This window comes from Variovorax sp. (assembly GCF_035634955.1).
Taxonomy (GTDB): domain Bacteria; phylum Pseudomonadota; class Gammaproteobacteria; order Burkholderiales; family Burkholderiaceae_C; genus Variovorax.
The window spans coordinates 39,466-52,670 of record NZ_DASQBZ010000015.1 but is presented as its reverse complement, the minus strand read 5'-3'; the positions used below and the strand labels follow the sequence as shown (position 1 = coordinate 52,670).

Sequence of the window (13,205 nt, the reverse complement as noted above, 5' to 3'; positions counted from 1 at the left end):
CCCTCACGACAAGGAGATCCCATGTCCAAGACCTACCGCATCGGCCAGATCGTGCCGAGTTCCAACACGACGATGGAGACGGAGATTCCCGCCATGCTGCGCATGCGCGAGCAGATCCGCCCCGAGCGCTTCACCTTCCACTCCAGCCGCATGCGCATGAAGACGGTCAAGAAGGAGGAGCTGGCCGCCATGGACGCCGAGTCCGACCGCTGCGCGGTGGAGCTGAGCGACGCCCGCGTCGACGTGCTGGGCTACGCCTGCCTGGTGGCCATCATGTCGATGGGGCACGGCTACCACCGGGCCTCCGAGAAGCGCCTGCGCGAGCACACCGAGGCCAATGACGGCAACGCGCCGGTGGTGACCAGCGCCGGCGCGCTGGTGGACGCGCTCAAGGTCATCGGCGCCAAGCGCATCGCGCTGGTCGCGCCCTACATGAAGCCGCTGACCGAGCTGGTCGTGGACTACATTCGCAACGAGGGCTACGAGGTGGTGGACTGGCGCGCGCTGGAGATTCCGGACAACCTGGCCGTCGGCCGCCACGACCCGGCCCGCCTGCCCGAGATCGTCGCCGGCATGAACACGCGCGACGTGGACGCCATCGTCCTGTCGGCCTGCGTGCAGATGCCCTCGCTGCCCTCCGTGGCCAAGGTGGAGGCGCTGACCGGCAAGCCGGTGATCACCGCCGCCATCGCCACCACCTACGCCATGCTCAAGGCGCTGGACCTCGAGCCCGTGGTGCCGGGCGCCGGCGTGCTGCTGTCGGGCGCGTACTGAGAAGGCGGCCGCAGCCATGACCAGCAGCACCTTCCTCTACGGCGCCAACGTGCGGGCCAACGGCATCCGCCAGCATTACCTGCGCTACGGCGGCAAGGGCCGCCCGGTGATCCTGGTGCCGGGCATCACCAGCCCCGCCGTCACCTGGGGCTTCGTGGCCGAGCGCTTCGGCCGGCACTTCGACACCTACGTGCTCGACGTGCGCGGCCGCGGCCTTTCCGAAGCCTCGGAGTCGCTCGACTACGGGCTCGACGCCTGCGCGGACGACGTCGGCGCTTTCGCGGCCGCGCTCGGCGTGCAAGGCTACGCGCTGGTCGGCCACTCGATGGGCGGGCGCATCGGCGTGCGCGCCGCGCGGCGGCACCCGGCCGGGCTGGAACGCCTGGTGCTGATCGACCCGCCCGTTTCGGGCCCCGGCCGGCGCGCCTACCCGGCGAAGCTCGACTGGTACATCGACTCGATCCGCCTGATGCGTCAGGGCGCCGGCGTCGAGGCGCTGCGGCCGTTCTCGCCGACCTGGACCGACGCGCAGCTGCAGCTGCGGTCCGAATGGCTGCACACCTGCGACGAGCGCGCCATCGTCGCCTCGTACGACGGCTTCCACCAGGACGACATCCACGCGGACCTGCCCGCGGTCAAGGTGCCCACGCTGCTGATGGTGGCCGGCCGCGGCGACGTCATCCGGCCTGAGGACATCGACGAGCTGCAGCGCCTGCTGCCGCAGCTGCAGACGGTGCACGTGCCCACCGCGGGGCACATGATTCCCTGGGACGACGAGGCGGGCTTCCATGCCGCGTTCGGCGATTTCCTGGGCGCGCCCCTTTCGGCACATTGAGCACAAGGAGAGACTGCCATGCCCGTTAGCGACCATCAATTGATCGACGCCTGGAAACAGGTGCTGACGCTGTCGAAGCTCGAGGCCGGCCAGACCGTCACCGTGCTGACCAGCGCAGCCACGCATCCGCAGACGCTGTCTTGCGCGCTCGTCGCGTGCCAGCAGATGGGTGCGATCGCCAACCGCCTCGACCTGCCGCCGGTCAACGCCGAGAAGGCCCTGAGCCGCGACAGCCTGGCCTACCTGGGCACCACGCCGCTGACCGGCAACCGGGCCGCCATCGCGGCCCTGAAGGCCAGCGACCTGGTGCTGGACCTGATGACGCTGCTGTTCTCGCCGGAGCAGCACGAGATCCTCGCCGGCGGCACCAAGATCCTGCTGGCCGTCGAGCCGCCGGAAGTGCTGGTGCGCATGGTGCCCACGGCAGCCGACCGCGAGCGGGTCCGGGCCGCGGCGGCCCGCCTGGGCGCGGCGCGAGAGATGCACGTGACATCGGCGGCCGGCACCGACCTGCGCTGCCGGATGGGCGAGTTCCCGGCCATCAGCGAATACGGCTTCGTCGACGAGCCCGGCCGTTGGGACCACTGGCCCAGCGGCTTCGCGCTGACCTGGCCCGACGAGGGCGGCGCGAGCGGGCGCATCGTCATCGACCGCGGCGACATCCTGCTGCCGCAGAAGTCGTACGTGTCCGATGCGATCGTGCTCACGGTGGAGAACGGCTACGCGACCCGCATCGAGGGCGGGCTCGACGCCGAGCTGCTCACCGACTACATGGCGTCCTTCAACGACCCCGAGGCCTACGCGATCTCGCACATCGGCTGGGGACTGCAGCCGCGGGCGCGCTGGTCCACGCTGGGCCTGTACGACCGCGAGGCCACCATCGGCATGGACGCGCGCGCGTACGAGGGCAATTTCCTGTTCTCGCTGGGCCCGAACAACGAGGCGGGCGGCCAGCGCACCACGGCCTGCCACATCGACATTCCGCTGCGCAAGTGCACCGTCAGGCTCGACGGCGCCGAAGTGGTGAAGGACGGCAAGGTCCTGGACAACGAGGAGCACGCCAATGCACGCTGAGATCGAGACCTATCAACGGCAGGGATTCGGCACCGCGCTCGAGCTGCGCGCCCCGGTGGGCCTGCTGATCGTCGACTTCGTCAACGGCTTCGCGGACCCGGCGGTGTTCGGCGGCGGCAACATCCCCCAGGCGATCGGCAACACCGTTGCGCTGCTGGCCGCGGCCCGCGAACGCCGATGGCCCGTCGCGCACAGCCGGATCGTCTATGCCGACGACGGCGCCGACCACAACATCTTCTCGCTCAAGGTGCCGGGCATGCTCACGCTCAAGGAGGACGACCCGCGCAGCGCGATCGTCCCCGAGCTGACGCCGCAAGCCGGCGAGCTCGTGGTTCGCAAGACGGTGCCTTCGGCGTTCTTCGGGACGTCGCTGGCGGCCTGGCTGAGCCAGCGCGGCGTGCAGACGCTGGTGGTGGCCGGTGCCGTCACCAGCGGCTGCGTGCGCGCCAGCGTGGTGGACGCGATGTCCCACGGTTTCAGGCCGCTGGTCGTCTCGGACTGCGTCGGCGACCGCGCCCTTGCCCCGCACGACGCCAACCTTTTCGACATGGCGCAGAAGTACGCGGCGGTCATGAAGCGCGATGACGCTCTGGCCGCGCTCGACCAGGTTCGCGGCGCCGGCGCCTGACTTGGGCGCGAAGGCGCCGGCCCGGTCAATGCCGCAGTGACGCGCCCGCGCCGCCACTGCGCGGCATGGCGTAGGTCAACGGCGCCAGCGCGGCCTGGATGCGCTGCATGCGGGCCTCGCCGGCCAGGGCGGCGAGCATCTTCTGGAACCGCGGCTCGATGGCGCCCGAGACGATGTATTGCCAGCGGTAGGCCTTGAGCAGGGTCTCGCGCACGCTCGCCGAGCGCGCGTCGTGGCCGGCCAGGCCGCACACGTCCAGGAAGTAGGCGGCGTCGGCTTGCGCCTGACCCTGCAGGATGCCGTCGACACCGGCCACCAGCGCGATCAGGTCGTCCACGCCCTGGTCGCGCTCGGCCTCCGAGGCGAGCCGGGCGTCTTCGCGCTGCCACTCCAGTTCATCGACGATCGCGTGCTGCGACTCCTCCTTCCAGTGGTAGAGGAAAACGTCCTTGAACAGCGGCGACAGGCCCTCGGCATGCTCGATGCTGGCGCGGTAGTGCGCCTGCGAGAACAGCTCGATGTGGCAGGTCAGCGCCAGCACCGCCCAGGTGGACTTGCCCAGCACGAAAGCCGCCACGTCGTTGGCGCCGACGTCGAAGCGGTAGCCCGCCGGCATGGTGGCGGCCACCAGCCGCTCGAGGCGGCGGAACAGTTCCTGGTGCTTGAGCTCCTCGTCGGTGAACCGGACGATGGCCTCCAGCGCGTTCTGGTCGCCCAGCCAATGATCGCGGCTGAGCTCCAGCATCTTGGCGCCGATGAAGCGCTCGACCAGTCCGAACATGTTGGCGTAGGTCCGCCCCTGCACCTGGCTCATGAAGAGGCGCTCGCGCTCGCTCAGCCAGGGCAGCTCGTCCACCAGCGACAGCCCCTCGGGCAGGAATTTCTGGGCAAGGTCGAATTCGCGCCCCCGGATGACGTCCTGGTCGATGTCCCAGCGCACCCGCTTGGACGCCTCGATCGTCCTGGCATAGCGCTGCGTGTCGGTAAAGGTCTGCACGGCTGTCATGGCGGCTCCTTTGGGTTGGCGATCGGATGAACGTGCATGCATCGTTCGCCAAAGGCGGGCCGCGCGCATGAGCCCGATGTCCCGACCTTGCCCGCCGGGCACGGCGGACGCTGCCAGATCGGGGACGCCTGTCCCGCGCTCACCGACCGGCGGCCTTCACGACGGGCGTCGCCGCCCATCTACAGCAGGTGGATCTCCGCGCCTTCGAGCGCGTAGCGCGCGAACAGGAAGTCGCGGATCGAGACGACGCGGCCACCGTCGAACGCCAGCACCACGAAATACGCCGGCGTGTCCAGCGACACCGCACGGTCGTAGACCAGCATGCCGGCACGCCCATCGACCACGGCCGCCGCATACGCCCACTGCACGGCCGCGGCGTAGCGCCCCAGGTATTCGCCCACTTCGCCCTTGCCGCGCCGCTGCAGCCTGGCGACGAGGTCGAGCCGCACATCCTCGGCCAGCAGCTCGCGCACGGCGTCGAAGTCGCCCGACCTGAAACCGTCGACGTAGGCGCACAGGCGCGCGCGCGCGGCTTCGCCGACCACCGCCACGCCGAAGTCTTCCGGCTCGCCGGCCAGCGCGCGGAGCCGCTGCCTGCCGCGCTGCAGCGCGGACTTGAGCGCGGGCGGGCTGGCCCCGGTGATCTGCGCGGCCTCGTCGAGCGAATGGCCCAGCACGTCCTTGAGGATGACGGCACTGCGCTGGAGCGCCGGCAGGCGCATGAAGGTCCGCAGGCTGGTCACGGCAATCTCGGGGTCGGGCAGGTCGGGGGCGGCGATCTCCTCCAGTTCGCCGGCATCGTCCATCGCGGGCAGGCGCGCGCGCTGGCGCAGGAAGTCGAGCGCCGCGTTGTGGGCGATGCGCAGCAGCCAGCTTTCGGCATTGTCGAGCGCGCCGAACGACGCCCGCGCCGCGAACGCCTTCATCAGCGCATCCTGCACGACGTCCTCGCCGTCGATGGTCGAGCCGGTCATGCGCGCGCAATAGCGGTGCAGCCGCGGGCGCATCGCGCCCAGCTTGGCCTCGAACGCCTGGTCGGCGGCGGCGATGGTGGCGGTCAATCAGTTCTCCTTGCGGGCCAGCGCCACGTCGAGCGGGAAGATCCCGGCGTCCGCGCGCAGGCCGTAGGCGACGCCGCCGGCATGGCGGGGATCGTCGATCAGGTCGGCGACCATATCGCCAAACCGGTACGGCTGGAGAATCGAGCCGTAGCGGTCGAGCACGTGTTGCTCGGCGCTGACACCTTCGAGCCCGGCGTAGGCCGAGGCCACCTCGCGGCCGAGCGCCGTGCCCGGAATCACCTGGCCCGGCACCAGCACCTGGAAGTGCAACCCGAGCCCGCGTTCGCGCGACACCGCGTTGGCCTGGTGCGCCATGAACCACAGCATGCGCTTGGCACCGACGTAGCCGCCGGACAGCCGCAGGCCCGCCGGGTCGATGAACGGCACGCTCATCACCATTGCCGCACCGCTGGACATCGCCAGCACCCGCGCGCCCGGCTTGAGCGGGGTGTTGAGCGCCGCCTGGATGCCCGCCAGGCCTGCCTTCACGTCCGTGTTCCAGGTCGCCGAGAACTCGTCCCAGGTCTGCGCGTCGATGGGCTTCATGGGCAGCCGGGCCCCGGCATTGAGGATCAGCACGTCCGGCTGCAGGTCGCCCACGACCCGGTTCATGAGGGCGGCATCGGCCGCGTCGCCGACGACCGCGTCGGCGCCCAGTTGCCGCAGCGGCGCGAGCCGGTCCGCAGTGCGCACGATCGCGGTCACCCGGGGGCCACGCGCCAGCAGCGCCTTGGCCATCGCAAAGCCCAGCCCCTGGCCGGCACCGGTGACCAGCACGTGCAGGTCGTTCAATGTTGTCATCGAGATTGCTCCTCGAGCCCGGAAACGGTGGGCCCGCGAGTGTCTAGACGATCGGCGAGGGGCAAACGGATCGGTGGGGGGCGGTTGTTACATCTCCACGCGCCACCCTGTAGAACACCCGCTGCCCAGAGGGAACGCCCGGCTGGACGAGTTGGATCCGGAAGGCCGGGCTATGGCGCGAACGGCTGTATTGGGCCCTGAGCGGAAGTAGCGGCATCCGGAAAAGCAGACGTTCAAGCATCACAACGCGCGTTGCGCCGAATACGGCCTGTCACCCATTCAATGGCAAGCACCATTGCTTGTCCTTGTGGAAGCGGTCGGGTGTCCAGGGGAGCAACATCGACGCCCACCCAAACTCTTGGGTCACTCTAGGAGAGCTTGAATCTGCACGAGTCGATGTGCAGATACTGCGGATTTAAAGTCTGCTTGCTGGTTAACGAGAAGCGTCGCTCTGACGGTTCGTCCATCGAGACTAACTTCCTTCAACGCCGCCCATCTGGCCTCCAGAGGGAGAGGCAGGCGAACGTGACCCTGGGAAATATGTTCGCCGTCCAAGGTCAGAGCATCAAAGTAAAAGTCGGACGCATAGACCCCCGACGTGACGAGGACGCGCCCCGAATCACACGCGACTAGGTTCAGCGGGTGATATGGCAGAAACTCAAATCCTTCCCCACGAATCGTGCTGCTGTGACGTCGGCGCTCAATTCTTAGGGTCTCCGGGCAGTGCTCGGGTTCCACCTGTCTCGGATACGGCGACGAGGTGAGCGGTTCTGAGAGTTGAATTTGGGCGACCGTCGGTCGGTAGTCGGCAACTCCCCAGGGTCGCCCGGGCGCTTGGGGCGACTTCAGAACTTCGCGAACAAACTTGACTGCATGGTCTCCAGTCCACCCTGTTCCATCTTCAACAGCGTGTGCCACTAAGACACGACGTGCAAGTTCTTGCCCGTTGTTCTTGTCCAAAATTTGGAGCAGTGACTTGGTGGCATTTCCATGCTCGTCTGTTGCTTGAGCGGTCTCGCGAACCGTGAAGGCAGCAGGCGAACTGGTGACGGGACGAATCAAGGCACTGCCACCTCCCACGGAGCTGTACAGCTTCCCCCGATACGTAAAGTAGCCGTAGTTGGCCTTGATGGCATATCCGACTTCAAACAGGCCGAACGCCGTTGGCGCTGCAGAGCCGTCAAATACTAGGTCGAAGCCCTTTACATCGGTCGCCGCTTTCTCAATTCGAGGGGGCAAGGGCGCGTCTCGGCATGAGCAGAGCAGTCCGGAGAAAAGCGCAGCTATCAGAATACGAAAGCGCGGAGAGTTGGGGCGAATCATGTATGAATTCAAGGTCCGCTTTCGCGGGATTCTGCCGCAACGATGAGCGGCTGCTCCTGGCCCGCGCCTCAGCGTCCAACATTCACGATGGTGGCCTGAATGAGGGCTACCACCTTGTATGCCTCCGCAGTGCTTGGGAACGCTCGGACCTCGCCGCTACAGACGGTCAGCAGCTTGCCCGAGCTCTGCACTCGTCCAATGGCCAAGAAGCGCTCACCGAGAGCAGGTCGCATGAGGTTGATTTTGAACTCTGCGGTGACCACCTCGAAACCAGGCGGCGCCTTCGTCAAGGCCGCATAACCACATGCGCTGTCGACAATGCTTGTGGTCGCACCGGCGTGAAGATACCCATGCTGCTGGGAGAGACCGGTTGAGAAGGGCAACTCAATATGAACCTCGCCTTCTGCAACGAAGACAAGGCGCGCGCCGATGGTGGTCATCAGGCCCTGCGCGTTGAAGCTGTCGGCGATTCGCTTTTGGAGGTCGCTCATCGGCGGTGTGAAATGTCTGGATGGACAAGCCTGGAGACCAGAAGCCCTGCAGGTGCGTTTTGCCGCCTTCCCACAGCGGCTTTGCAAATCCTGCCACAACAGCCAATGAACGGTTCTGGCCGAACTCGGCCCGACACCCCGGGCATCGAAGGCGCCCGAGTCAGCGCGTCATGGGCTTCCACTGACGCGCCCAATCGCTCAGAGGCGTCAGCGCTGCACTCAACTTGCGCCCCTCATCGGTGAGCCCGTAGCCGCCCTCGGCATGCTCAATCAACCCAAGCGTTCGTAGCTCTGCCAGCCTCGTGTTCAACAGACTGGAGTTTGTCTCGCAAGCCTCCTGAAGAGCGCGAAACGTCAACTGCTCCGCGCGGAGTTCCCAAAGGATCCGTAGCGTCGACCTTCGACCCAGTAGGTCCAGAGCTACCATGAGAGGGCGGCCCGTCCGTGAACCGCGCACAGGGGCGCCAACCTTTGGAACAGTCATGCTTTACTTTTCAAAGCAACTTTGCTAGAGTTCAATGCTTTAGAAAATGTAGCAGACGCTTGAGGTCAACCCATGACTGCTCGTATCACTCCCGCGGAGCCGCCTTTTCCCGCCGGGATCCAGTCTTCCCTCGATAGCCTCATGCGTGGCAAACCGCCTCTGGTGCTCTTCACCACGCTCGCCAGGGACCCTCGCCTGTTTCAGAAGTTCTTCGCTGGCGGGCTGCTTGACCGCGGAAATTTAACGGTGCGACAGCGCGAACTCGTCATCGCGCGCACCACGGCGCTGTGCAGGTCGGAATACGAATGGGGTGTCCACATCGCACTCTTCGCATCGCAGGTCGGATTCGATGAAGCCCAGGTCATCTCGCTCGCCTCCGGCCAACCGCAAGATGCCTGCTGGTCAGTTGGGGACAGGCTCCTGATGGAGCTTTGCGATGTGCTTCACGCCCACTGCACTGTCGATGACGCACTATGGCAGTCGCTGAAATCGTCGTTCAGCGACGAGGGCATTCTCGAGTTGCTCATGCTGGCCGGTTTCTATCGCACTGTCAGCTATCTGACAAACGCTTTGCGCTTACCGGCCGAGCCCGGCTCGGCAAGCTTTCCCTCGTCTGGCCGCAGCTAAGCTTCCTCTCGGGCTGTCGCTCGAAACACGGCGCCGCGTCGCGGGCCAGCCTGAGAGCAATCTCAGTCGTGCTGCTCGGGCACGAGCACACGATGGTGCCGCCCCAGCGCCGGAGCACTACTCTGCCGCTAGCAGCATCCATCCCAGCCATTCGCCCTCGGTAGCCTTCGACAGGCGGCGCGGTGAAGGTATCCGCCCATTCGACGCTCCGGGCCGCGTGAAGCGCGAGATGCTCTTCGAAAAATGAGAGCATTGCGTCTGACCATGCACATCCACGCCCGCGCCCTCACATACTTCGACATGATTCGCCGTTGCGGTTCGATCCGTGAGGCTGCCCGGCGCCTGCACGTGGCTTCTTCGGCGGTCAATCGCCAGCTGCTGCAGATGGAGGAGGAGGTGGGCACGCCGCTGTTCGAGCGCATGAGCACGGGGCTCCAGCTGACGCCGGCAGGCGAGGTGTTCTCACTGCACGTCATCACCGTCCTGCAGGACGAGCGCCGCATGGTCAGCGAACTCGAGATGCTGCGCGGCATCCGGCGTGGCTCTATCAGCGTGATGTCGGTGGAAGGGCTCAACGCCGACCTTTTGCCCACTTGCCTCGAGCGCATGGTCACGCGCTACCCCACCATCCGCATGCAGGTCGAATCCGCCGGCTCCGCGCAGACGGCGGCGGCTGTCGTGCAGGGCGATGCAGACGTCGCCATCGGCTTTGCGTTCGAGCGCAGCGATGCACTGCGCCAATGCGCGGTGGGGCGCTTCGCGCTGGGCGCAGTCGTCAGGCACGACCATCCGTTGGCTCAACTGTCGCAAGTGACGTTCGCCGAATGTGCGCGCTATCCCTTGATCCTTGCGGCGCCGCAGTTGTCGATTCACGCGCTCATGAAGCCCCTGCTCGCCCACCACAAGCGTGCACTGACAGTGCTGCTCGAAACGGCATCGGTCGAACTGGCCAAGACGATGGCGGGGCGCGGTGTCGGGGTCGCCTTCCAGACTCGGCTCGGGCTGGAACGCGAGATGGCCGATGGCCGACTGGTCCATGTGCCGTTGAAGGCGCAGATCCGGCTCACCACGGAGCTTGGCGTCTATGTGCGCGCCGGCCGAAAGCTCCCGACGGCCGTCGAAGCCTTCATCCGCATCCTGGCCGAGGAAATCGAGCGTCGCGAAGCCGAAGAAGCCGCCTGAACCTGGCCCGCGCGGGCAGCTGATGCCGTTTCGGCATCACCCTGTGCAAAAATCAGTGCTATCGCGCGCAGGGCGCCATTCATAGACTGCCTCGAATCGAATGCCGATCCGAAGCAGACCATGACAAGCACCGCCGCCCAGATCTCGCAAACGCCCGTCGCAGGCATTCCGATGATCGACATCGCCGCATTGCGCGGCGACAGCGTCGCCGCACAGGAAGAGGTCGCAGCCAGCCTGCGGGCCGCCTGCGAGCAACGCGGTTTCTTCTATGTGCGCAACCACGGCATGCCGGCGGAACTGATCGAGCGCGTGTTCCATTTCACCGAAGCCTTCTTCGACCTGCCGATGGCAGACAAGCTGCGGCTCGACAAGGCGCATTCGAGCTGCAACCGCGGCTACGAGCCGCTTCGCGCACAGACGCTCGAAGCCGGCGCTCCGCCCGATCTCAAGGAAAGCTTCTACATCGGCGAGGAAGTGGCGGCCGACGATCCGCGCGTGAAGGCCGGGCGATTCAACACGGGCCCGAACCAATGGCCGGAAGAGCTGCCCGGGTTCCACGAGACCATGCGCGAATATTTCGAGCAGGCACATGCGCTAGGCGCGCTGCTGGTGCGTGCGCTGGCCCGCTCGCTGGACTTGCCGGCCGACCATTTCGATGGCTTCCTGACCGACGCGGCGGCAACCCTGCGCCTGCTGCACTACCCGCCGCAGCCGCCCAACCCTTCGCCGCGCGAAAAGGGCTGCGGCGAGCACACCGACTTCGGTGGCATCACGCTCCTGCTGCAGGACGATTCGGGCGGCCTGCAGGTCTGGGACGCGCAGGCCAGCGCATGGATCGACGCGCCGCCGGTCCCCGGCACCTACGTGGTCAACATCGGCGACCTGTTCGCGCGCTGGACCAATGGCCGCTATCACTCCACGCTGCACCGCGTGATCAACGCATCTGGCCGCGAGCGGCATTCGGTGCCCTATTTCTTCACCGGCAACCCGACGCATCTCGTCGAATGCCTGCCCACCTGCCTGAAGAGCGGCGAGGCCCCGCGCTTCCCGCCCGTCACGGTCGAGGAGCACCTGCGCGAATGCTATCGGCGGACCTATGGCTGATACATCGAACATGCGCCACGCGGTGCTGGTGCACGGCGCCTGGCAAGGCAGCTGGGCCTTCGACGCGTGGACGCCATTGCTCGCCGCGCAAGGCTGGCAGGCCCACGCGGTCGACCTGCCGGGCAACGGCTGGCCGCCGCTCGGCCAGGCGCCGGCCAACCTGGATTCGTATGTCGCCGAAGTCGCACGCGTGGTGTTGTCCATCGATGCACCGGTGATCCTGGTGGGCCACAGCGGCGGCGGCATCACGGTTTCTCAGGTGGCCGAGGAACTGCACAGGCGAATCGCCGGCGTGGTCTACCTGGCCGGGATGATGCTGCCCTCGGGCATGAGCTACGTGGATGTTCTGAACGACCTCTCGGCTTCGGACCCTGGCGCGGACTTCGCGGGCATTGGCTCCTGGCTCGACTGGAACGAAGACCGCAGCGCGAGCACTGTGCGCATCGAAGGCGCGTTGCAGTGCTTCGTGCAGGACTGCGAGCCTGCCGCAGCACGCAAGGCCGCTTCGCTGTTGCGGCCCCAGCCCGAAACCGGGCGCGCCATGCGCAACCGACTGAGCGCCGAACGCTTCGGCACCGTGCCTCGCATCTACGTCGAGTGCCGTGACGACCAGTCCGTCTCCTTGCCGGTGCAGCAACGCATGCAGGCGCTCAGCCCCGGCGCCAAGCGCATCCCGATGCCGTGCGGCCATGTGCCGCAGCTGGCGCAACCGCAGCGCCTGACGGAACTGCTGCTTCCTGAATTCGACGCGCTGCTGGCGCGTCATGCATCGCTTTCCTCTTTGCCACTTCACGACTGACCTCCCATGAAACAGCCATTCCGTCCCCTGATCGCGTCGCTGCTGCTTGCCGGCAGTGCATTCATCGGCGCCGCCGCCCATGCGGCCGACAAGCTCACCGTGCAGCTCGACTGGCTGCCCGGTGGCGACAAGAGCTTCGTCTATGCCGGTCTCAAGGAAGGCTTCTTCGCTGCCGAAGGGCTGGACGTCACGATCCTGCCGGGCCGCGGCTCGGCCGACGCGATCACCAAGGTGGCCACCGGCGCGGCCGACGTGGGCTTCGGCGGCATCTCGGCGCTGATGATGGCGGCGGCCGAAGGCGGCGTGCCGGTCAAGGCTGTCATGTCGCTCTATTCGAAGCAGCCCGACGCGCTCTTCACCGCCAAGGGCAGCGGCATCCAGTCGCTGAAAGATGCTGTCGGCAAGACGGTCGCCACCTCTACCTTCTCGTCGTCGAACGCGCTGTGGCCCGTGATCCTGGAAAGCAACGGCATCGATCCGTCGAAGGTCAAGCTGCTCAAGGTCGATCCGAGCACGCTGGCGCCCATGCTGGCGCAAGGCCGCGTCGATGCCACCATCAACTGGGTCACGGTCGCGCCAGCGGTGCAATCCGTGCTCAAGCAGGCTGGCAAGGAGCTGGTGGTGGTGCCCTGGTCCTCCTATGGCCTCGACGGCTACGGCTGGTCCGCCATGGCAAGCGACAAGATCATCAAGGAACGCCCCGAAGTCCTCAAGCGCTACCTGAAGGCACTGAACAAGGCACTGCAGTTCGCACTGGACAACCCCGAGAAGTCCGCCGCCGACCTGAAGGCCGTGGTGCCCGAAGCCGACGAAGCCGTGGTCGCAGCCGAATTCCGCGCCTCGGTGCCGCTGCTGCAGAACGAAGTTTCCAAGCGTGACGGCATGGGCGCGTTCGAGCCCAAGCTGCTGGCCGCCACGTGGACCTGGGTCGCCAAGTCGATGAACTTCGCGGCGTCGAAGGTCGACCCCGAGAAGCTGGTCGATCGCAGCTTCCTGGCCAAGTAAGGATCAGCCGG

General features: G+C 66.6%; 15 protein-coding genes. 9 read left to right on the top strand and 6 right to left on the bottom strand.

Annotation, left to right across the window (positions count from 1 at the left end; all coding sequences use genetic code 11):
- Positions 1-21 precede the first annotated feature (21 nt).
- From VES41_RS05250 to VES41_RS05235, 4 genes are read left to right on the top strand one after another with little or no spacing between them, the layout of a single operon-like run.
- Positions 22-774 carry an Asp/Glu racemase gene (locus tag VES41_RS05250; RefSeq protein WP_324813891.1) on the top strand — a complete coding sequence of 251 codons (753 nt, stop codon included), beginning with the start codon at positions 22-24 and terminating at the stop codon, positions 772-774.
- 16 nt (positions 775-790) lie between these two features.
- On the top strand, positions 791-1,609 hold the full coding sequence (locus VES41_RS05245; protein ID WP_324813889.1) for an alpha/beta hydrolase: 819 nt from the start codon (positions 791-793) through the stop codon (positions 1,607-1,609).
- An 18-nt stretch (positions 1,610-1,627) separates the two neighbouring features.
- Complete coding sequence (locus VES41_RS05240; protein ID WP_324813887.1) at positions 1,628-2,683, top strand: 2,5-dihydroxypyridine 5,6-dioxygenase; 1,056 nt, start codon at positions 1,628-1,630, stop codon at positions 2,681-2,683.
- A complete protein-coding gene (locus VES41_RS05235) occupies positions 2,673-3,311 on the top strand; it encodes an N-carbamoylsarcosine amidohydrolase (protein WP_324813884.1) in 639 nt (212 codons plus the stop codon). Before VES41_RS05240 ends, VES41_RS05235 begins: the two co-directional genes overlap by 11 nt.
- Positions 3,312-3,336: 25 nt before the next feature.
- Here the strand turns inward: VES41_RS05235 and VES41_RS05230 are convergent, their stop codons facing one another.
- The 6 genes from VES41_RS05230 to VES41_RS05205 all read right to left on the bottom strand — a co-directional run bounded on the left by VES41_RS05230 (position 3,337) and on the right by VES41_RS05205 (position 8,477).
- Positions 3,337-4,317, bottom strand: coding sequence for a hypothetical protein (locus VES41_RS05230; protein WP_324813881.1), 981 nt, complete (start codon positions 4,315-4,317; stop codon positions 3,337-3,339).
- Between the two features lie 179 nt (positions 4,318-4,496).
- A complete protein-coding gene (locus VES41_RS05225) occupies positions 4,497-5,378 on the bottom strand; it encodes a sigma-70 family RNA polymerase sigma factor (protein WP_324813880.1) in 882 nt (293 codons plus the stop codon).
- Positions 5,379-6,179, bottom strand: coding sequence for an SDR family oxidoreductase (locus tag VES41_RS05220; protein ID WP_324813878.1), 801 nt, complete (start codon positions 6,177-6,179; stop codon positions 5,379-5,381). It lies immediately after the preceding gene.
- A gap of 363 nt (positions 6,180-6,542) precedes the next feature.
- Positions 6,543-7,502, bottom strand: coding sequence for a hypothetical protein (locus VES41_RS05215; RefSeq protein WP_324813876.1), 960 nt, complete (start codon positions 7,500-7,502; stop codon positions 6,543-6,545).
- Positions 7,503-7,570: 68 nt separating this feature from the next.
- Positions 7,571-7,993 carry a PaaI family thioesterase gene (locus VES41_RS05210; protein ID WP_324813874.1) on the bottom strand — a complete coding sequence of 141 codons (423 nt, stop codon included), beginning with the start codon at positions 7,991-7,993 and terminating at the stop codon, positions 7,571-7,573.
- Between the two features lie 160 nt (positions 7,994-8,153).
- Complete coding sequence (locus VES41_RS05205) at positions 8,154-8,477, bottom strand: winged helix-turn-helix transcriptional regulator (RefSeq protein WP_414719033.1); 324 nt, start codon at positions 8,475-8,477, stop codon at positions 8,154-8,156.
- Between the two features lie 72 nt (positions 8,478-8,549).
- On the opposite strand from VES41_RS05205, the gene VES41_RS05200 reads away from it, so the two are divergent.
- The 5 genes from VES41_RS05200 to VES41_RS05180 all read left to right on the top strand — a co-directional run bounded on the left by VES41_RS05200 (position 8,550) and on the right by VES41_RS05180 (position 13,194).
- Positions 8,550-9,104 (top strand): carboxymuconolactone decarboxylase family protein, encoded by a 555-nt coding sequence (locus VES41_RS05200; RefSeq protein ID WP_324813870.1) that lies wholly within the window; start codon positions 8,550-8,552, stop codon positions 9,102-9,104.
- Positions 9,105-9,347: 243 nt separating this feature from the next.
- Positions 9,348-10,286: a LysR family transcriptional regulator gene (locus VES41_RS05195; RefSeq protein WP_324813868.1), complete on the top strand. Its 939-nt coding sequence runs from the start codon at positions 9,348-9,350 to the stop codon at positions 10,284-10,286.
- A 120-nt stretch (positions 10,287-10,406) separates the two neighbouring features.
- The gene (locus VES41_RS05190; RefSeq protein ID WP_324813866.1) at positions 10,407-11,390 is read left to right on the top strand and encodes an isopenicillin N synthase family dioxygenase; all 984 of its coding nucleotides are present in this window, start codon (positions 10,407-10,409) and stop codon (positions 11,388-11,390) included.
- A complete protein-coding gene (locus tag VES41_RS05185; protein WP_324813864.1) occupies positions 11,383-12,189 on the top strand; it encodes an alpha/beta fold hydrolase in 807 nt (268 codons plus the stop codon). The genes VES41_RS05190 and VES41_RS05185 overlap by 8 nt, the downstream gene beginning before the upstream one ends.
- Before the next feature lie 6 nt (positions 12,190-12,195).
- Positions 12,196-13,194, top strand: coding sequence for an ABC transporter substrate-binding protein (locus tag VES41_RS05180; protein WP_324813861.1), 999 nt, complete (start codon positions 12,196-12,198; stop codon positions 13,192-13,194).
- Positions 13,195-13,205 lie beyond the last annotated feature (11 nt).